This is a genomic window from Gluconacetobacter sacchari (genome assembly GCF_014174255.1).
Classification (GTDB): Bacteria; Pseudomonadota; Alphaproteobacteria; order Acetobacterales; family Acetobacteraceae; genus Gluconacetobacter; species Gluconacetobacter sacchari.
This window is the reverse complement of record NZ_JABEQJ010000036.1, coordinates 1-17,901: the sequence shown is the minus strand read 5'-3', so window position 1 is coordinate 17,901 and position 17,901 is coordinate 1. Positions and strand designations below refer to the sequence as shown.

The window sequence follows — 17,901 nt, the reverse complement described above, 5'->3', positions numbered from 1 at the left end:
CATGCACCGGCCATCGAGGCCGCTCCGGATTCGATCCACAGACCTTAACCCAGAGTTATTGAGTGCATGTAATTTCGATATCGACATAAGCTATCCCCGAATTTACATTTGATATGAAATCATAATGAAGTGATACGCGGTCGCTTTGCGCGTGTGGGAGATATTTTTATGTTCGTCGTTCGGCGTCTGAGTAAACTATCACTTCTCGTCGGAGCAGCCGTTATTTCCCTCAACACGGCATCCGCCGCGCCCGTGTCGGATACAGAGACCAAAGACGCCAAGGCCAGGAAAAGCGGAAACGCGAACACGTCACCCGGCGCGCCCATAGCGGGCAAATCGACGAACGACGAAGTGATCACGGTGACCGGAAGCCGGATCGCCAACGCCCATGCCAAGACGCCGACACCCGTCAGCACCCTGACGCTGAGCGACATCCAGAACCAGTCGCCGACCAACAATCTCGCGGATCTCGTCAACGAGCTGCCCCAGTTCGCGGGCAGCACGACGCCGCAGAACTCCCGCCTGGCGCTCAGTGGCGGGACGGCGGGCATCAATGCCCTCAACCTGCGCAATCTCGGCGCGGTCCGTTCGCTCGTGCTGCTCGACGGCCGGCGTACCGCGCCGTCCGCCATCACGGGCATCGTCGATATCAACACGCTGCCGCAACAGCTCGTGAAGAGGGTGGACGTCGTGACGGGCGGCGCATCCGCGCAATATGGCTCGGACGCCGTCGCGGGCGTGACCAACTTCATACTCGACAAGACCTATACCGGCCTGAAGGTCAATGCCGATTCGGGCGTCTCGACCTACGGCGACGGCACCAACTACTCGACCTCGGTCGCGGGTGGCTTCGGCTTCGCCCACGACAAGGGCCATGTGCTGCTGAGCGGCGACTATGCGCACCAGGACGGCATCTACAGCGTGACCCGCTCATGGAACGAGAACGACAGCCGGATCATCGCCAACCCCGCCTATGCGGCGGGCAACGGCCAGCCCTACTATATCGTGCGGGGCCCTGCCGGAACCAACAATGCCCTGCCGGGCGGCATCATCAACGCGTCGGTCGGGCCGGTCGCCAATTCGCTGAGGGGGCTCTATTTCGGACCGGGCGGCAGCGTTAACCACTATAATTACGGCTCGTACTCGACATCCACCACGTCGCTCGGCGGCGATTATGCCCTGGCGGACAATGGCCGCAATATCGGCCTGTCCCCCGGCAGCGACCGGAAGAACCTCTACGGCCGCGTCAGCTACGACGTGGCCCCGTGGATGACATTGTATGCGGAAGGCGCCTATAACGAGAGCGAGTATATCTATAACGCCGGCCCGCAATATCTCACCACCATCAAGCTGAAGGGCGACAATGCCTATCTGATGGATGCGCTGGGCCCGGACGCGCTCCAGGGGGTCTCGTCCGCGACACTGGGCACGACGGCCCATGACATGCCCTATCGCAGGACCGACAACCGGCGGAACGTGCAGCGCTACACGTTCGGAGGCGAGGGCAATTTCACCATGTTCGGCAAGCGCGCCTCCTGGAGCGCCTACGCCCAGTACAGCGCCACACGCACGCACGAACAGATCTACAACGTCATGAACACGTCCAGGATCGCGAACGCGACCGACGCCGTGCGCGCGCCCGCGGGCAACGCCGCCGGCATCCCGGCCAGCACGATCGTATGCCGTTCGACGCTGACCAGCCCGGGCAATGGCTGCTCGCCGATCGACTGGCTGGGCACCGGCGTGATGTCGGCATCGTCCATCGACTATGCGCTGGGCAATCCCTGGCGCGACGAAAAATTCGAGGAAATCGTTTCAGGCGTCAACCTGTCCATGACGCCCTTCGCCACCTGGGCCGGCGACGTGAACGTCGCCGTGGGCGGCGAATACCGGGACGAAAGGGTCTCCGGCTACGTGCCGGCGCAATATCAGTCGGGCTGGTCGGTCGGCAACTTCCTGCCGACCTTCGGCAGCTACGATGTCAAGGAAGCCTATCTCGAAACGAACGTTCCCCTCGCCAGGGGGCTTTCCTTCAACGGCGCGGTGCGCGGCACCGACTATTCCACGTCCGGCTACGTCACGACATGGAAAATCGGCGCCGTCTGGCAGCCCGTCCCGGACATCCTGTTCCGTGCCACCCGATCGCGTGACATCCGCGCCCCGAACATCAACGAGCTGTACCAGGCCGGAACATCGCGCACGACCACCGTCCTGGACCCCTGGACCGGAAACACCGACACCGTCCTGGAAACGACGACGGGCAATAGCCAGCTCAAGCCTGAAAAAGCCGATACCACGGTGGTCGGCTCGGTCATCACGCCGCGCTTCGCGCCCGGTCTTTCCATCTCGGTGGACTGGTTCCATACCAGGCTGAAAAACGCCATCCAGCAGTTCTACTCGCAGGATATCATCGATCAGTGCTACCAGGGCAATCAGAGCTTCTGCTCCGCGTTCCGCCCCGACCCCTCGGGCCAGCGCGACCTGCTCTTCAGCGCCAGCCCCTTCAATTTCAGCCAGATCACGACCAGCGGCATCGACATCGACGCGACATACCAGTTCCCGGTCCGTCGTATTTTGCCCAAGGCGGACGGGTTCTTCACGCTGCACGGTCAGGCCAGCAACTATCTCAGCTATGTCGCCGATTCCGGCCTCAGCCCCGCGATCGACACGGCGGGCGACATCACCACCGGGCCGCCGAAATGGATCTATCGCTTCTCGGCGTCCTACGACACGTCCCGCTTCAACGTGACCGCCGTCGCCCGCGGCATCAGCGCCGGCAACTATTCGAACAGCTACGTGCAATGCACCACCAACTGCCCCGCCTACAACGCCTACTTCCCAACGATCGACTACAATCATGTCAAGGGAAACTTCTATTTCGACATGAACTTCACCTACAAGCTCAAATACAGTAATTTCGGCAACATGCAGGTCTTCCTGAATGTCACCAACCTGGCCAATGCGGGTCCGGTCATCGTGCCCGAAAGCGGCCTCGCCGCCGACAGCACCTACAGCAGCCTGCTCGGACGGACCTTCCGCGGCGGCATTCGCCTGGAACTCCAGTAGGACCGGGGGCCACAGGACCGATCGGTATCGTTGGCCGGCAGGCTGGGTGCGCGCCCCTCACACCGGGGCCCGCCTGACCGCGCCTGGCACATGCCCCCGTCAGGAAAAGAACTTGTTCATTTCGTCGATGAAGGTCTGCTCGGCCCTGGAATATTGCGCAGCCTCATTCCATATCAGGCGGATATCGGCATCGGCGACCCCGGCCTTGGGCGGTAGCCGCCAGAGCTGGCCGTTCTCCACATCGGGCTGCGCGATATGCTCCGGCAGGCAGCCGATGACGCGACCGGCCGGCCGTTGAATCCCTCCGTCTCGCGAAACCATGTCAGGAACGACAGGGGCGCGCCGACCTGGTCGGCATCATAGGTCACGAAATCCTCGGACAACATGTCCGCAGGAACGCCATATCTTCCGACGGGACCTGATTACCCGGGTCGCCGCCGAAACCCCCGTCGGAATCATGGGTTTCGGCCATCTCGGGCAGGCCGCCGCCCTCGATTCCGGCCATCTGGGCGGCGCGGTGCTGGACGTCTTCCGTCACGAACCGCTGGATACCCGCTCGCCCCTGTGGGACCATCCCCGAATCACCATCACACCCCACGCGGCGTCGGAAGCCTCGCGCGAGGACCACGCCCGTTATATCGCCGACGTCATCGCGCAGTGCGAGCGAGGCCAGCGCCCAGCCCTTCTATACGACACCGCGCGCGGATACTGACGCTCCCCCACGAAAGGATCACGAAAGAATATGGTCTGACGGATGACGGAACCGACGGCCGCGATTCGCGCGACCGCGCCGGCATCCACCTGGGCGATGCGTCGCGCGCCATGGAATGCGGGATCATCGGCACGATGTCGGGGCCGAGCGGCAGCGTGTCCAGATGGTCGAGCGGGGCCTGCAAATCCGTCCAGGTGCAGGCATCGGCGACAGGCGATGGCCTTTATCATAAGGGCGGAATGTTCCGCCTTTGCGCCGCTGCCGGGGCTCAGGATCATGCTGGTCCCGGAGATGGCTGCGTCCCGGTAGGTCCTGCACAATGGGCCAGCCCGCGTGGACGGCCATTTCATCGCAAAGCCGCTACTGGTCCTCGATGGAGGCCGCCCTCCGATTGCCGGACGAATAGCGGACATAAAGAACTACACGGGTCATGGCGGTTTCCTCCTTGTCCGGTCGGACCGCGCAGACCGGCAGGTTATTGATCCAGGATGATCTCCGCATAATCCCTGGCTCCATGCAGCACGCGAAGGATCGTCAGCGCCGCCGGGCCGGGATGGTAGAATACCACATAATCTCCATAAATCCGTCGTCGAATGCCCTTCGAAGCGTAACGGGTAACAAGCGGCCAAGCATGCGGCAGAGAAACCAGTTCCAAACAGCAGGCTTTCAGTTCCCGTAGGAAACCGACAGCCCGCATCGGGTTGTCGCGCGCAATGTAATCGCCGATGGCTTCCAGATCGTCCTCGGCGTCCGACGTGAAGCGGACGATCATTGCCCGTGTTCAGCCATCGCGCGATACTTCGCTTCCAGTCGGTCGAATACAGCGTCACCCGGTTTGGCGGTGCCGCTGTTGATTTCGGCCAGCCCGCGCATCACTGAGGCATCCAGCGCCGCCAGACGGGTTTCGCGATCCTGGATCAGGCGGACGCCTTCGCGCAAAACCTCACTCTTGGAGTTGTAGCGCCCGGAGGACACCATGTCCGTGACGAAGCGCTCAAGCTGCTCACCCAGATCGGCGCTGATCATGATCCGTCTCCCTGAAGATCGATCGGGCTTTGATAATAGTTATTAGACCGGCGTGCCGCAACGGAAAAGCGCGTCCGGCGGCAAGTGACCTCTTCTCTTTCCGGCCTGTCCTTCCCGCCGGACGAAGGTCGGGAAGAGGACGATTGTCGTTGGCGGCCCGTCCGAGTTTCCGCTGGGGGCACTCTTCACGGGCAATCTGACGGTCCAACGCACCCGCCAGGGCAAACACCAGTCCATCGCACCGCGCCTTCGCGGCCTGGTCCGGCGTCCCATGGACGGCCTATGGCGCTCCCGCGCCGCGCTCGCCCGGAGCCAGCAAGGCCGGCGAAACCGGGCCCATTCGTATGGCTTGCCCGCTCAATTCTTCCCCCTCCCAGCCTCTCACCGTCCCATTCCTCCGGAAAAAAGCTTGCTCTCCTGCCTTCATGTCTATAAATGAATACCTGTTCACTTGTTTGGAAAGAAGATGCTGACACCGGATCATGCCACCGAACTCGGAGAAATGTTCCGCCTGCTTGGCGATCCGAACCGGCTGCGCATTGTCGCATCGTGCCTCTCCCAGCCCATGAGCGTCGGAGACATCGCGGAAACACTGGACCTCAGTCCCTCACTGACTTCGCATCATCTCCGTCTGCTCCGCAGCGCGCGCCTGCTCAAGGGAACGCGGCGCGGCAAACAGGTGTTCTATGACCTGCCGGACTGTCATGTCCGGCAAATGCTGACCAACATGATCGAACACGTCACCGAACCGCATGACGTGGATGAAGCCATCACCGAAGGAGAAGACTCATGAGCGTTACCATTGAATCCGTAAAATGTGCCTGCCCTGACTGCGTGTGCGTGGTCAGCGTCAGCAATGGCATCAAGAAAGATGGCCGCATCTATTGTGACGACGCTTGTGCGACGCATCACAAGGATGGAGCCGGATGCCATCACGCCGGATGCGCCTGTCACGGCTGATTTTAGCTGGTCCTGCTGGCCTGCGGGCCTGCGGGCTGGCAGGACCAGATCTGACAACCACGATCACCCCCGCCGCCCTGCCCTGTCCTTTCCGGCTGGTCCTTCGCGACACACTCCGCCGTCCTACGGACGGCCTACGGCGCTCCCGCGCTGCGCGCTCGCCCCGGAGGCAGCAAGGCCAGCAAAACCGGGCATGCCTGTATGGCTCAGGACGCAAGGAGCAAGACGGTTCCCCCGCGCATCATCAGGCGCATGCTTTTCCCGTTTGTCCGTACATTTCCAGTCGTGTCGTGACCAGATCATACCCAATCCGCTCCGCGATTGTCTGCGAAAGCGCGTCCAGTTCCGCGGGCGCGACCGCTGCCACAATTCCGACGCTGGAGAATGCCCTGTTCCTCAAAAATCCGGACGGTCCGATAGACAGGCGCGGCGCTACAGTTCCTCAACGTCGGGATGGTCATCCGCCTCGGACAGAACGTAAGCAATCACGCGCCGCTGACCGGTCATTTTCGGTCCACGTCCAATGATGCAGACACGGCGGCCGAATGACGAAATCCGCGCAGATCGGCAGCAAGAGGAGTGCATATTTCTGGTTCGCAATCCGATGCTTGGGGAATCAAGAGTAACGCAGCGCGGTCCATTGGCCATCACTGTGGGTTTCCACTACCTCAGCACGGATTTTTCAGCAGAGATTCAGGTATTCGACCGACATCAGAAAGAATAAAAAGAGGATGGCAAGACAAAACAGCCGGCCACGTCGGGCGACAAAGCGCGGTCGCGCCCTGTCTTTCTGTGTGCGGGCCGGGTCGGTCGTGTGCAGGCTTTTCAGTTTGAGAGCGGTTTTCTGCCCTTCCAGCCTGCACAGTAGGATTTTTTGCAGCAGAACTCCCCCTCTATTCTCACCCTTTCAAGGAGAAGTTTGAGATAACCGCCTTCGGCCCGGGCGATGCCCTCGTCGTGCCAGCTTCGTGCGGATTTGCGCCGCGCATGATCGCGACATCCGTCCGCCATGTCCCGGCCGTTTCGGCTCGTTCTTCAGGTCGTTCGTCATCGCAACACCTCCGCACGTTCCTCATGTGCTTATCGAGTGTCTCAAAAAACCGGGAGGCGGGAGACCGTATCCGTCCGGTGAAGGCCGCCTTGCTGAGATGAATGGTGATTTCTGATCTTAAGAGCGATTTATGATGGACATGGTTGCGACGATGCGGGTCCTGGCAAATTCCCGCGGTGATGCGCCATGCCATCGGCTTCATGACCGACGAACGAGAGAATGAAATCCTCTTCCTTCTCTTTCACCGGAGCAGGAAGAGCCCTTCACACGCTCTCGGCCCGGGGCACGTTGCGCTCCAGTTCCTCCAGCCACAGCCGCGCATTCCCGTCCGACGGCGCGCGCCAGTCGCCACGCGGCGACAGCGCGCCACCGGCCACCACTTTCGGCCCGTTGGGCATCGCCGAGCGCTTGAACTGGCTGAACCCGAAAAAGCGGTTCAGGAACACCGACAGCCAGTGCCGGATGGCAGGCAGGTCGTAGGCCACGCGCCGATCGGCGGGAAAGCCCGGCGGCCACGCCCCCTCCGCCGGATCGCGCCAGGCGATCTCGGCCATGTAGGCGATGCGCGAGGGCCGGAACCCATGACGCAGCACATGGTACAGCGTGAAATCCTGCAACGCATAGGGCCCGATCGTCGCCTCGGTGCTTTGCAGCGCCTCGCCGGCGCCGGCAGGGACCAGTTCGGGCGAAATCTCGGTGTCCAGGATCGCCTCCAGCACCCGCGCCGCCCCGTCCTCGACCCGGCGCGAGGCCACGACCCAGCGGATCAGATGCTGGATCAGCGTCTTGGGCAGGCCGGCATTGACGTTGTAGTGCGACATCTGGTCGCCGACGCCATAGGTACACCAGCCCAGCGCCAGTTCCGACAGGTCACCGGTGCCGATCACGATGCCGCCATGCTGGTTGGCCAGGCGGAACAGGAAATCGGTGCGCAGCCCGGCCTGCACGTTCTCGAACGTCACGTCGTACTGCGGCACGCCCCGGGCGAAGGGGTGGCCCATCTCCTCCAGCATCATCCGCGCGGTCGGGCGGATATCCAGTTCGGCCGCCGCCACCCCCAGCGCCTGCATCAGCGCCATGGCGTTGGCTTGCGTGCCGGGGCTGGTCCCGAACCCGGGCATGGTATAGGCCAGCACCGCGTCGCGCCCCAGGCACAGCTCGTCGGCGACCCGGATCGCCACCAGCAGCGCCTGGGTCGAATCCAGTCCCCCCGACACCCCGATCACCATGCGCCGCGCGCCGGTGGCCACCAGCCGCTGCTTCAGCGCCGAGACCTGGATCGTCCAGGCCTCGAAGCAATCCTGCTCCAGCCGCGCCGGGTCGCTGGGCACGAACGGAAAACGCTCGATCCGGCGCAACAGCCTCAGATCCCCCGCCGGCGGCGCCAGCGCGAAGCCGATCCGCCGCCACGCGTCGCCATGCCGCGCCGTCCGGCAATCGGCAAACGTCCCCATGCGCGCGCGCTCCTGCCTCAGCAGGTCGAGGTCGACATCGGCCACCGCGCGGTGCGGCCCCTGCGGAAAACGCTCCGTCTCAGCCAGCAGCCCGCCATTTTCATAGATCGAGACCTGCCCGTCCCACGCCAGGTCGGTGGTCGATTCCCCCTCGCCCGCCGCGGCATAGACATAGGCGCACATTGCCCGCATCGATTGCGAACGACACAGCAGGTCGCGCTGTTCGGCCTTGCCCACCGTGATGTCGCTGGCCGACAGGTTGGCGATCACCGTCGCTCCCGCCAGCGCCGCGTCCGTGCTGGGGGGCACGGGCACCCACACATCCTCGCAGATCTCGACACCGATCACGAAGCCGGGCAGGTCCTCGGCCTCGAACAGCAGGTCGGTGCCGAACGGGGCGGTCTGGCCAGCGACATGGATCGTCTGGCCGCGCAGCCCGGCCCCGGCGACGAAATGCCGGGCCTCGTAGAATTCGCGGTAGTTCGGCAGATAGCTCTTGGGCACCACCCCCAGGATGGTGCCGCGATGCAGCACCACCGCGCAATTATACAGCGCGTCGCCCCACCGCAGCGGCGCCCCGGCCACCACCACCGGCATCAGGCCGGCGGTCGCCGCCGCCAGCGCCGCCAGCGCGCCGCCGACCGCGTCCAGCAGCACGTCCTGCTGGCGCAGATCGTCGATCGCATAGCCCGACACGCCCAGTTCGGGAAAGACGGCCAGCGCCACGCCCTGGGCGTCGCACGCGCGCACCATGTCGGCCATCCGCGCAACATTGGCCGCCGGGTCCGCCAGCGCCACGGGCAGCGTACACCCCGCCACCCGCGCGAACCCCTGACGGTAGAGAGAGCGGAAATCCGGCACGATCTGTCACCCGCCTGTTGAAATACCCGAACCGCGCCCGACAGGCCCGAAAACCCATCACAACCACGCCATAACGGGTCGTAGCGCAGGAATCGCCCGGGGGGAAACGCAACCCTGGCGACGGCGCGCTATTGAAGCCCTGACGGACCGCCCGGTCCAGACACATGAATCGGAGGATATCCGGATGGATTTTCTACGCTGGACGCTGATTTTCCTGGTCCTGGCCCTGGTGTCGGCCGCCCTCGGCTTCGGCGGCTTCGCGGCCGACTTCGCCTATATCGGCAAGATCCTGTTCTTCATCTTCCTCGTCCTGTTCATCGTCGGCCTGATCTTCGGCCGCGGAAGAGGCAGAACGCTATGACCAGCAGCACGCAGGCCGCGTATACCCCGTCCATCGCGGTCATGGACAGGGGCAGCCCGCCGATCAGATAGTTCGGCGCGTCGCAGGGTTTCGCCGGGCGCAGCGGCATCGCCGCCAGCCGTTCGGCGAAACTGCCGGGGTGAAACACCGGGGCGCGGCATTCCGGCAGCGGGCTGGGCCACCACCCCTGCTCCACCCCGACATGAACCGCCGACAGGCCGCAGGCCGCCAGCATCACCGGAACGGCCAGCCACAGCATGGCCCGCGCCCCCTGGCCGCGCGCCAGGGCGGCGAACAGGCCCAGCACCACCAGCACGCGCCACGGCCAGCGTTCCCACAGGCACAGCCCGCACGGCACCTCGCCCAGCCCATGCTCGGCCCACGCGGCCACTCCCAGGGCGGCCAGCCCCGCCAGCGCCAGCACCACGCCTGGCCCCCGTCCCATGCCGCCCCGCCCCATGCCATACCCACGCCGCATCATGGGGTCGCCACCGGCGCCGCCTCGTCGAGCGCATGCAGGAAATCCCGCGCCCAGAATCCCGCCGTGGTCCGGCGCACATCCTCGTCCAGGCGGGTCCAGCGCCGCTGGCGCTCCTCCAGCCCCATGGTCAGCGCCTGGTGCAGCGCATCGGCGATCTCGTCGGCATCGTACGGGTTCACCAGCACCGCCTCGTCCATTTCCGGGGCCGCGCCCGCGAAATGCGACAGCACCAGCACGCCGGGATCGGCCGCGTCCTGCGCCGCGACATATTCCTTCGCCACCAGGTTCATCCCGTCGCGCAGCGGCGTGATCAGCGCCACATCGGCCATGCGATAGAACCCGGCAAGGATGTCCCGCGCCACCGGCCGCGTCAGGTAGCGGATCGGCGTCCAGTCGAACTCGGCATAGGCCCCGTTGATCCGCCCCGTCAGTTCGTCCAGTTGGCGGCGGAGCTGCTGATATTCCTCCACGTCACCGCGCGATACCGGCGCGACCTGGAGAAAGGTCACCTTGCCCCGATGCTCGGGGTAACGGGCCATGAACGCTTCATAGCCCCTGAAGCGCTCGGGCAGGCCCTTGGAATAATCCAGCCGGTCGACCCCCAGGATCAGCGCCGCCCCCCGCAGGCTGGCGCGCAGGCGCTCGGCCTCCTCGCGCCGGACCCCGGCTTCGGCCTGTTCGCGGAATTCGTGCGGGTCGATCCCGATCGGAAAGGCCCCCGCCCGCTCGGTCAGCCCGTTCACACGGAAGGCATGGTTCAGATTGTCCGCGTCCTCCTCGGTCTGCACCCCGATCAGGTCGTAGGCCTGCATGTCCTCCAGCAGCAGCTCCGCCCCGGGCATCGAGCGCACCAGGCTCCAGGGCGGGACGGGAATATGCAGGAAGAAGCCGATCCGCCCCGTCACACCCAGGTCGCGCAGCGCCTGGCCCAGCGGAAAGAGGTGGTAATCATGGACCCAGATCACGTCGTCGGGCCGCAGCAGCGGCCGCAGGCAGCGCGCGAACATGGCATTGACCTCCAGATAGGTCTGCCAGTCGCGGCGGGAATAGCTCATCAGCCCGACACGGTAATGAAACAGGGGCCACAGGATGCCGTTGGAGAAATTCTGGTAGAATCCCTCATGCTGCCGCGCCGTCAGGTCGATCGTGGCATAGGTCACGCCATCGACCTCGTCGATGCCCGCCACCGGATCGCCCTCGCATTCGGACTGGTTGCCCGACCAGCCGAACCACAGCGACGAGCCGCCGCGCAGCGCGTCCTTCAACCCCACCGTCAGGCCGCCGGCCGGCTGTAGGCGCTCGCGCGGCGACGGCACCCGGTTGGATACGATGATCAGCCGCCCCATGACGCCATCCCTCCCGCCGACAGCGCCGCCAGCCACGCGCGAAAGGCGGCCGGATCGGGAAAATCGCGGGGAATGCGGAAGCCCGCTCCACCCAGCGCCTCGGCCGCGCGGATGCCGTCCTCATCCGTCACATCGTCGCCGACGAACACCGGATGGCGCCCGGCAAAGGGCGGCGACTGCATCAGCGCCGCCACCGCATGGCCCTTGTCCACCCCGTGGGGGCGGATCTCCCACGCCATCTTGGCCGCCTGGACATGAAAGCGCCCATGGGTGCTCGCCACCCACGACTCCGCGGCCTCGCGCAGCAGGTCCGCCACTTCCGGCGCCGCGCGGAAATGCAGGACGAAGCCCGCCGGCTTGCGCTCGATCCGCACGCCGGGGTGCCGGGCGGCCAGCGCCTCGGCGGCCGGCAGCCAGGTCGAGGGCATGGCCGGCTGCTCGGTCCGCACGATCGGCCCATCCGGGCGGTGCCGCACCGCCAGCCCGTGCTCGCCGGCCACGGCGAAGGGCGCGTCGCCCAGGAAATGATCGATCTGATCCACCGCGCGGCCCGAAATCACCGCCAGCGCGCCGCCGCATTTCTCGCGCAGCCGCCGCAGGACATCCGGCAGGCCGGGCGGCACCACCACCGATTCCGGGGTCGGCGCGATATCGACCAGCGTACCGTCGAAATCCAGCAGCAGGGCGGCCTCGGCGGGAGGCGGCATGAATCGGCCGGCCGGGCCGGCATAATCCGTCGGGCTCATGGGCATTCTGGACTCCTTGGGGCCGAAGGCTGGACTGTCATCCCGCACCGATCGCGGCGGGACAGGCGAGCACCCGCCCCCATCAGGGGGGCAGGAGAGATTGCGGCTGCCCCGGCTGAGGCTGCGACAGGGGCTGGGGCCGCGACTGCGCCGGCGGCGCGACGGAGGCCGAATCGTCGGGCGGCGACAGCGAAAGCGGCGCACCCCTCAGCGCCGGCGCACGCACGGGAGCGGCCGGCACGATAACGGGCTGGCCGGCCGGCGACGCGGCGGGAGCCGCCGGCAAGGCCGGTCCAGACGCCGCCGGCGATGATGACCCGGGCGCCGCCGGCGATGATGACCCGGGCGCCGCCAGCGGCGACGGCCCAGACACCGGCGCGCCACCCCCCTGCGCTCCCGCCGCCTGGTCGCCCGGCACGGCGGTGGCCGCCGCCAGAACCGCCAGCGGCGGCGGAACCGGCGCCACCGGGTCGCCCGCGCACCCGATCAGGCGCACGGCATAGACCGGGTCCTGGAAGACGCCCAGAAACGGCTCGCCCGCCAGCATCCAGCCGTCGAAACCGGGCCCGTCCTGGCGCGTGTCGCGCACCGTCAGCCACCCCGCGGCATCCGGGGCCAGCGTCGGCGGCCGGTCGCGGCAGGCCCCGACATGGATCGTCAACGCCCGGAAGGCCGCATCCTGCCCGACCGGAATCGTCAGCACCTGGACGCTGGAATCCAGCGTGTCCAGCACCCGCACGGTGGCGATGCTGCGCCCCTGCCAGGTATCGGCGGGATAGATCGGGGGCGGAACCACGATCTGCTGCGCCCGCGCGCCCCCCGCCCACGCCGCAAGGACCAGCATGGCGGCCAGCGGCACATGAAAGGCCCCGGCCCGGCGCGATGCCGGACGACGCAGGCTCCGGTCGTCCCGCCTCACGATCGCGGGCTCCGCAGCGCCGCCGCGACCTCCATGATCAGCCCCCGCATGCTGTCCTCGTCGACACCGATCAGCACCGCATCCTCGAACGTATCGCGCATGACCTCGCACAGTTCGGCATAATTCTCCCTCAGCACCCGGATCTTGTCCTGGCACGAGACCGGGCTGCCGTCAGGCTGGCGCCACACGGCCGGCGGCGGCGGAAGGGCGGCATCGCTCATGGCAGGTCGCTTCCTCCGGCGTGGCCTCCCGGGGAGGCGGCGGCCCCCTGGTTCGCGCGCGACTGGTTGGCCTTGGTCATCGTGTCGGTCACCGAGAAGATGAAGCGGCTGAGCAGTTGCTCCAGGCTGATCGCCCCCTGGGTCTGGGTCATCTCGCCGCCGGCCCGCAGCATCGTGTCGCTGCCCCCGGGCGACAGGGCGATATATTTGCCGCCCAGCAGACTGTCGCTGGTGACGATGGCCGCGCTGTCGACCGGCAGGCGCACATCGGGGCGGACGGTAAAGGTGACCTCCGCCTTGAAATCGGAGGGATCGACCCGCTCGTCGACGACCTGCCCCACCGTGACTCCGGCCAGACGTACGTCCGACCCCACCGACAACCCGTCGATATGGTCGAAGGCGGCATGCAGCCGATAACCGGTTTCGTGCCGGCGGCCCTTGTCGACCACCGCAAGGGCCAGAAGGCCGCACAGCAGCACAAGAACCCCGCACCCTGCGGCAAGTTCGGCCGAATTCCGGCCTGCGACCGCACTGACCATATCTGACTCTGTCCCCAAATTCACAGCGGCGAGATCGCGTGTCCCGGGATCGCGTGTCCCGGGCAACCTCCCGGCGGGACCTTAACAGGTTCCGCCCGCCGTTTCACCCTTCGGGAAGCCAGGCCTCGTAATCGCTGGTCGAGGGGGCGCGGCGACCGCCGCGATAATCGCTGCCGGGCGGCCGATAGGCATCGACCGTGCCGGTCAGGTTTCCCGTATAGGGAATCTGCCACGGCTGGCGCGCGCTCTCGGGCAACGGCGCCTCGTCGACATGATGCAGCCAGCCCCACCATTCGGGCGGCACGACCGATGCGTCCTCACCCTTGTGATAGATGACCCAGCGCTCATGCCGCTTCAGCCCGCCGCCGGTCCGATTCGCGGTGCGCGCCTCGTAATAGCTGCGGCCATCGGCATCCTTGCCGACCAGCCGACCCTTGAACCTGGTGTAGATGCGGGTGCCGAGATTTGCCATGGCCGCAGGATAGACCGCTTTCCGGCGGCCGGTCCACCCGCCGCCCGGCGACTCGCCTCTTCACAAAACCGGGAACGCAGTCCCTCCGACTTATCCCCCATATCCACAATATACAGTGGTGTGTATCATCCCGCACCTACCATATACGGCTTCCGCCCCCTCCCGAAGCGGGCCTAGAGTAGTGGCCATGACAGCCCGAAGCCATTGGAACGGCGTCCGCATGCGTACCACGCAGGCCGCCGCCGACCCGGACGACGCCCCCCGCGCCGTCACCCTGCCCGCCGATTGGGACGACGAGGCGGCGGCGGCCCTGGCGCGCCTGGCTCCCGGCCGCGGGCCCGCGCGCCTGGCGGCCGAGGCCGGGCGCTGGGTGGACGATCTGGCCGTGGGGCCCCTGGCCCCGCAGGCCCGCTCGCTGTCCTGCCTGCTCATGCTCCGCCAGGCGGCGCCGACCGAGTCGCTGTGGACCGGCCAGCACGACCGGCGGCCCGGCTTCGTCGTCAATCTGGCGGGCTTCGTACAGCCCGGCAGCGGCTTCCTGGCCGAGGATTTCGTCGCCGCGCTGCGCCTGCTCTGCCAGGTGCTGCGCGACGTGGCCGAACGCAAGGCCGCGCTGCGCAATGGCGAACTCCCGTTCCCCGACCTCGCCCCCCCGCCGCCACGGCAGGGGCGCAAGGCGGTGGCCACCCCGCCCGAACTGCACCTGGCCGAGCCGGCGCCGGTGGCGGGCGACCTGCTGCTGAGCAATCTCGATGCCTGCCTGGCGGCGCTGGGGCTGGATTACGACAGCGACGCCGCCCGCGACGTGGCCTGCAGCCTGGCGTCGCTGGCCACCTCGGTCGCGCATGCCGGATGCGGGGCCGAGACCCTGCTGCTGCCGCCCGCGCGCAGCGCCGCGCCCGGCAGCGCGGTGCCCGGCCTGGCGGAAACCGCGCGCACCGTCTGGCGCGACGCGGCGGTCGAGACCGACACCCCCCTGCCCCGGATCGAGACCGGCTTTTCCGCGCCGGGCCCGATCGACGCGCTGCTGGGGGCGGAGGCATGCGGCCTGGCCCCCGTCTTCTCGCCGCTGCGGCCCGACGGCCGGCTGGCCGCCAGCACGCTGGCGCGCCTGACCGCGCGCGGCCTGACGCCCGAGGCCGCCTTCGCCGCCGCCCTGGCGGGCGAAAGCGTGCTGCCCCTGCCCGATGCCGCGGCCCACGGGGCGATGCACCGCGCGCTGGCGGGCTTCGTCGACCGCATGCCCGCCCGGCCGGACCCGACCGCCCTGCCGCTGCGCGCCCGGCTGGCGCTGGATCGCGGCGTGCGCCGGCACCTGCCGGCCCGCCACGGCGGCTTCACGCAGAAGGCCAGCGTCGGCGGCCACCGCCTGTTCGTGCGCACCGGGGAGTACGAGGACGGATCGCTGGGCGAGGTCGCCATCACCCCGGCGCGCGAGGGGCCGATGACGCGCGGCCTGCTGGACGCGCTGGGCCAGGCCGTCAGCATCGGCCTGCAATACGGCGCGCCGCTGGGCGCGTATGTGGATGCGTTCGCCTATACCCGCTTCGGCCCCGCCGGCACCGTGGAGGGCGATCCGGTGGCCTCCTATGCGACGTCGATGCTGGATTATGCGTTCCGGGCCTTGTCGGATGCGTATCTGGGCCACAAGCTGCCCGACGCGCCGCATCAGGACGACCTGACCGACATCCCGTCGCCGATGCTGCCGCTGGATTTCCCCGAGACCAGGGGGAACACCCCCAGCCGGCGCGGCAGACTTCGCCTGGTCGGCTAAGGACAAGGAGCCTTCCGTCATGACCGAGACCCCGGAAACCCGCCTGGACCGGCACGGCATCGTCCTGCCCGTCCCTTCCGCCCCCGTCGCCACCTATGTCGGCACCGTACGCAGCGGCGACCTGCTGGTCGTCTCCGGCCAGTTGCCGCTGGTCGACGGCAAGCTGTTCGCCACCGGCAAGCTCGGCGCGCATGTCGCGGTCGAGGTCGGGGTCGAAGCCGCCCGCTACAGCATGATCAACGTGATCGCGCAGGTCCGCGCCGCGATCGGCGACCTGTCGCGGGTGCGCCGCGTGGTGCGCCTGGGCGGCTTCATCGCCTGCGTGCCCGACTTCACCCAGCATGCCACGGTCATGAACGGGGCCTCGGACCTCGCGGTCGCGATCTTCGGCGAGGCCGGGCGCCACGCGCGCTCGACCATCGGCGTGCCGTCCCTGCCGCTGGACGCCGCGGTCGAGGTCGAAGGCCTGTTCGAGATCGCCTGACCCGGGACGGCGCGGACATGACCGCCCTGACCCTGAGCCTGCACGCCGCCATCGCCGACATCCCGGCGACGGAGTGGGATGCCTGCGCCGGTTCCGACAATCCGTTCGTCAGCCACGCCTTTCTCTCGGCGCTGGAAGACAGCGGATCGACCGGCCGGCGCACCGGCTGGCTGCCGCAGCACGCCGCGATCCGCGACGCCGCCGGCCGCCTGCTGGCGGCGGCGCCGATGTACGCCAAGTCGCATTCCTATGGCGAATATGTCTTCGACCATGGCTGGGCACGCGCCTTCGAACAGGCCGGCGGCGATTACTATCCCAAATTGCAGGTCGCGGTGCCGTTCTCGCCGGTGCCCGGCCCCCGGCTGCTGGTGCGCGACGACGTGGCCGACCGGTCCGGCCTGCGCCAGGCGCTGGCCGGCGCCCTGCGCCAGGCCGGCGACGAGCTGGGCGTGTCCTCGGTCCACGTCACCTTCTGCACCGAGGACGAGTATACCCTGCTGGGCGAGGCCGGCTGGCTGCAACGGCTGGGTGTCCAGTTCCACTGGGACAATCGCGGCTATGCCAGCTTCGACGATTTCCTGGCCACCCTCGCCTCGCGCAAGCGCAAGGTCCTGAAGCGCGAGCGACGGGACGCCAACCAGTGCGGCCTGACCTTCCGCACCGTGCAGGGCCGCGCGATCACCGCCGATCTCTGGGCGCATTTCTACCGGTTCTACACCGCCACCGTCGATCGCAAATGGGGCAGCGCCTATCTCACGCCCGAATTCTTCCCCCTGCTGTCGGAACGGCTGGGCGACCGCGTGGTCTTGATGCTGGCCGAACGCGACGGCACGCCGGTCGCCGGCGCGCTGAACCTGATGGGCACGGACACGCTCTACGGCCGCAACTGGGGCAGCGACGGCGACTACCCGTTCCTGCATTTCGAGCTGTGCTATTACCGCGCCATCGATTTCGCCATCGCCCACGGCCTCCGCCGGGTCGAGGCCGGCGCCCAGGGCCAGCACAAGATCCAGCGCGGCTATCGCCCCACCCCCACCTATTCCGCCCACTGGATCGCCCACCCAGGCCTGCGTCGCGCAGTAGCCGATTTCGTGGTCCACGAACGCGAGGCCATGCTGCACGAAATGGCGGAACTGGATGCGCAGTCGCCCTATCGCGCAGCGGGCGAGGACTAGCCCGTCTTATCGTGCGGCAGGGCGCGTCCGCGCTTGATGCTGGCGCGATGGGCCTTGCCGTCCGGCCCGCGCTCAGCCTGCGTCCAAGTCTTCCCGCGGTCCTGCCCATAGCGCCGCTATCCGCAGTATGTTCCATTCGAATCTGGAGGGATCGAAGAACCCTTGATTGATACGCTTGGCTGGTGATTTCAGGTTTTTGGCGATTTGATTGACTACTTTTGGGTTCGTTTTCGATCTGCGTTTTGAGCAGATC

20 protein-coding genes and 1 pseudogene are annotated in these 17,901 nt (G+C 67.0%); 8 read left to right on the top strand and 13 right to left on the bottom strand.

Translation table 11 applies throughout. The features are described from left to right. The first annotated feature begins 351 nt into the window (after positions 1-351). Positions 352-3,066: a TonB-dependent receptor plug domain-containing protein gene (locus HLH48_RS19615; protein ID WP_343065453.1), complete on the top strand. Its 2,715-nt coding sequence runs from the start codon at positions 352-354 to the stop codon at positions 3,064-3,066. A 99-nt stretch (positions 3,067-3,165) separates the two neighbouring features. On the opposite strand, the gene HLH48_RS19610 is transcribed toward HLH48_RS19615, so the two are convergent. Next, positions 3,166-3,387 (bottom strand): LysR family transcriptional regulator, encoded by a 222-nt coding sequence (locus HLH48_RS19610; RefSeq protein WP_182999171.1) that lies wholly within the window; start codon positions 3,385-3,387, stop codon positions 3,166-3,168. 136 nt (positions 3,388-3,523) lie between these two features. On the opposite strand from HLH48_RS19610, the gene HLH48_RS23380 reads away from it, so the two are divergent. Further along, positions 3,524-3,778 (top strand): NAD(P)-dependent oxidoreductase, encoded by a 255-nt coding sequence (locus HLH48_RS23380; RefSeq protein ID WP_306309933.1) that lies wholly within the window; start codon positions 3,524-3,526, stop codon positions 3,776-3,778. A gap of 475 nt (positions 3,779-4,253) precedes the next feature. Here HLH48_RS23380 and HLH48_RS19600 read toward each other — a convergent pair whose 3' ends face one another. Beyond that, a complete protein-coding gene (locus HLH48_RS19600; RefSeq protein ID WP_182999169.1) occupies positions 4,254-4,550 on the bottom strand; it encodes a type II toxin-antitoxin system RelE/ParE family toxin in 297 nt (98 codons plus the stop codon). Continuing rightward, positions 4,547-4,804: a type II toxin-antitoxin system ParD family antitoxin gene (locus tag HLH48_RS19595; RefSeq protein WP_182999168.1), complete on the bottom strand. Its 258-nt coding sequence runs from the start codon at positions 4,802-4,804 to the stop codon at positions 4,547-4,549. The genes HLH48_RS19600 and HLH48_RS19595 overlap by 4 nt, the downstream gene beginning before the upstream one ends. 466 nt (positions 4,805-5,270) lie before the next feature. On the opposite strand from HLH48_RS19595, the gene HLH48_RS19590 reads away from it, so the two are divergent. After that, complete coding sequence (locus HLH48_RS19590; RefSeq protein ID WP_182999167.1) at positions 5,271-5,597, top strand: ArsR/SmtB family transcription factor; 327 nt, start codon at positions 5,271-5,273, stop codon at positions 5,595-5,597. Beyond that, positions 5,594-5,764, top strand: coding sequence for a metallothionein (locus HLH48_RS19585; RefSeq protein WP_182999166.1), 171 nt, complete (start codon positions 5,594-5,596; stop codon positions 5,762-5,764). The genes HLH48_RS19590 and HLH48_RS19585 overlap by 4 nt, the downstream gene beginning before the upstream one ends. Before the next feature lie 244 nt (positions 5,765-6,008). Here HLH48_RS19585 and HLH48_RS23370 read toward each other — a convergent pair. Then, positions 6,009-6,271 (bottom strand): annotated as a pseudogene (locus HLH48_RS23370) (hypothetical protein). An 807-nt stretch (positions 6,272-7,078) separates the two neighbouring features. Next, positions 7,079-9,130: an NAD(+) synthase gene (locus HLH48_RS19580; RefSeq protein ID WP_182999165.1), complete on the bottom strand. Its 2,052-nt coding sequence runs from the start codon at positions 9,128-9,130 to the stop codon at positions 7,079-7,081. 184 nt (positions 9,131-9,314) lie between these two features. Between HLH48_RS19580 and HLH48_RS19575 the strand changes: the two genes are divergently transcribed. After that, the gene (locus tag HLH48_RS19575; protein WP_182999164.1) at positions 9,315-9,491 is read left to right on the top strand and encodes a DUF1328 domain-containing protein; all 177 of its coding nucleotides are present in this window, start codon (positions 9,315-9,317) and stop codon (positions 9,489-9,491) included. Here the strand turns inward: HLH48_RS19575 and HLH48_RS19570 are convergent. The 7 genes from HLH48_RS19570 to HLH48_RS19540 all read right to left on the bottom strand — a co-directional run bounded on the left by HLH48_RS19570 (position 9,445) and on the right by HLH48_RS19540 (position 14,215). Beyond that, the gene (locus HLH48_RS19570) at positions 9,445-9,972 is read right to left on the bottom strand and encodes a disulfide bond formation protein B (protein ID WP_182999163.1); all 528 of its coding nucleotides are present in this window, start codon (positions 9,970-9,972) and stop codon (positions 9,445-9,447) included. The genes HLH48_RS19575 and HLH48_RS19570 overlap by 47 nt on opposite strands. Continuing rightward, the gene (locus HLH48_RS19565) at positions 9,969-11,318 is read right to left on the bottom strand and encodes an alpha,alpha-trehalose-phosphate synthase (UDP-forming) (RefSeq protein WP_182999162.1); all 1,350 of its coding nucleotides are present in this window, start codon (positions 11,316-11,318) and stop codon (positions 9,969-9,971) included. The genes HLH48_RS19570 and HLH48_RS19565 overlap by 4 nt, the downstream gene beginning before the upstream one ends. Beyond that, positions 11,306-12,064, bottom strand: coding sequence for a trehalose-phosphatase (gene otsB, locus HLH48_RS19560; protein ID WP_182999161.1), 759 nt, complete (start codon positions 12,062-12,064; stop codon positions 11,306-11,308). Before otsB ends, HLH48_RS19565 begins: the two co-directional genes overlap by 13 nt. Before the next feature lie 82 nt (positions 12,065-12,146). Further along, positions 12,147-12,983 carry a DUF2155 domain-containing protein gene (locus HLH48_RS19555; RefSeq protein WP_343065452.1) on the bottom strand — a complete coding sequence of 279 codons (837 nt, stop codon included), beginning with the start codon at positions 12,981-12,983 and terminating at the stop codon, positions 12,147-12,149. Then, a complete protein-coding gene (locus HLH48_RS19550; RefSeq protein WP_182999160.1) occupies positions 12,980-13,204 on the bottom strand; it encodes a hypothetical protein in 225 nt (74 codons plus the stop codon). Before HLH48_RS19550 ends, HLH48_RS19555 begins: the two co-directional genes overlap by 4 nt. After that, the gene (mlaD, locus tag HLH48_RS19545) at positions 13,201-13,743 is read right to left on the bottom strand and encodes an outer membrane lipid asymmetry maintenance protein MlaD (protein WP_182999159.1); all 543 of its coding nucleotides are present in this window, start codon (positions 13,741-13,743) and stop codon (positions 13,201-13,203) included. Before mlaD ends, HLH48_RS19550 begins: the two co-directional genes overlap by 4 nt. Before the next feature lie 103 nt (positions 13,744-13,846). Then, positions 13,847-14,215 (bottom strand): NADH-ubiquinone oxidoreductase subunit NDUFA12 family protein, encoded by a 369-nt coding sequence (locus HLH48_RS19540; protein WP_182999158.1) that lies wholly within the window; start codon positions 14,213-14,215, stop codon positions 13,847-13,849. Between the two features lie 220 nt (positions 14,216-14,435). On the opposite strand from HLH48_RS19540, the gene HLH48_RS19535 reads away from it, so the two are divergent. The 3 genes from HLH48_RS19535 to HLH48_RS19525 are packed head-to-tail and all read left to right on the top strand — an operon-like array spanning position 14,436 to position 17,648. After that, on the top strand, positions 14,436-15,989 hold the full coding sequence (locus HLH48_RS19535; RefSeq protein ID WP_246387566.1) for a TSCPD domain-containing protein: 1,554 nt from the start codon (positions 14,436-14,438) through the stop codon (positions 15,987-15,989). A 19-nt stretch (positions 15,990-16,008) separates the two neighbouring features. After that, on the top strand, positions 16,009-16,473 hold the full coding sequence (locus HLH48_RS19530) for a RidA family protein (protein ID WP_182999156.1): 465 nt from the start codon (positions 16,009-16,011) through the stop codon (positions 16,471-16,473). Positions 16,474-16,490: 17 nt separating this feature from the next. Then, positions 16,491-17,648, top strand: coding sequence for a GNAT family N-acetyltransferase (locus HLH48_RS19525; RefSeq protein WP_182999155.1), 1,158 nt, complete (start codon positions 16,491-16,493; stop codon positions 17,646-17,648). Positions 17,649-17,720: 72 nt separating this feature from the next. On the opposite strand, the gene HLH48_RS22995 is transcribed toward HLH48_RS19525, so the two are convergent. Continuing rightward, positions 17,721-17,901: hypothetical protein (locus HLH48_RS22995; RefSeq protein ID WP_220795213.1), on the bottom strand; the 181-nt coding region annotated here is incomplete at its 5' end.

Coding starts and splice junctions, on each gene's coding strand:
- HLH48_RS19575 (WP_182999164.1), top strand. CDS start 9,315: ATGGATTTTCTACGCTGGACGCTGATTTTCCTGGTCCTGGCCCTGGTG.
- HLH48_RS19600 (WP_182999169.1), bottom strand. CDS start 4,550: ATGATCGTCCGCTTCACGTCGGACGCCGAGGACGATCTGGAAGCCATC.
- HLH48_RS19570 (WP_182999163.1), bottom strand. CDS start 9,972: ATGATGCGGCGTGGGTATGGCATGGGGCGGGGCGGCATGGGACGGGGG.
- HLH48_RS19540 (WP_182999158.1), bottom strand. CDS start 14,215: ATGGCAAATCTCGGCACCCGCATCTACACCAGGTTCAAGGGTCGGCTG.
- HLH48_RS19535 (WP_246387566.1), top strand. CDS start 14,436: ATGCGTACCACGCAGGCCGCCGCCGACCCGGACGACGCCCCCCGCGCC.
- HLH48_RS23380 (WP_306309933.1), top strand. CDS start 3,524: ATGGGTTTCGGCCATCTCGGGCAGGCCGCCGCCCTCGATTCCGGCCAT.
- HLH48_RS19530 (WP_182999156.1), top strand. CDS start 16,009: ATGACCGAGACCCCGGAAACCCGCCTGGACCGGCACGGCATCGTCCTG.
- HLH48_RS19550 (WP_182999160.1), bottom strand. CDS start 13,204: ATGAGCGATGCCGCCCTTCCGCCGCCGCCGGCCGTGTGGCGCCAGCCT.
- mlaD (WP_182999159.1), bottom strand. CDS start 13,743: ATGGTCAGTGCGGTCGCAGGCCGGAATTCGGCCGAACTTGCCGCAGGG.
- otsB (WP_182999161.1), bottom strand. CDS start 12,064: ATGAGCCCGACGGATTATGCCGGCCCGGCCGGCCGATTCATGCCGCCT.
- HLH48_RS19585 (WP_182999166.1), top strand. CDS start 5,594: ATGAGCGTTACCATTGAATCCGTAAAATGTGCCTGCCCTGACTGCGTG.
- HLH48_RS19610 (WP_182999171.1), bottom strand. CDS start 3,387: ATGGTTTCGCGAGACGGAGGGATTCAACGGCCGGCCGGTCGCGTCATC.
- HLH48_RS19590 (WP_182999167.1), top strand. CDS start 5,271: ATGCTGACACCGGATCATGCCACCGAACTCGGAGAAATGTTCCGCCTG.
- HLH48_RS19525 (WP_182999155.1), top strand. CDS start 16,491: ATGACCGCCCTGACCCTGAGCCTGCACGCCGCCATCGCCGACATCCCG.
- HLH48_RS19565 (WP_182999162.1), bottom strand. CDS start 11,318: ATGGGGCGGCTGATCATCGTATCCAACCGGGTGCCGTCGCCGCGCGAG.
- HLH48_RS19595 (WP_182999168.1), bottom strand. CDS start 4,804: ATGATCAGCGCCGATCTGGGTGAGCAGCTTGAGCGCTTCGTCACGGAC.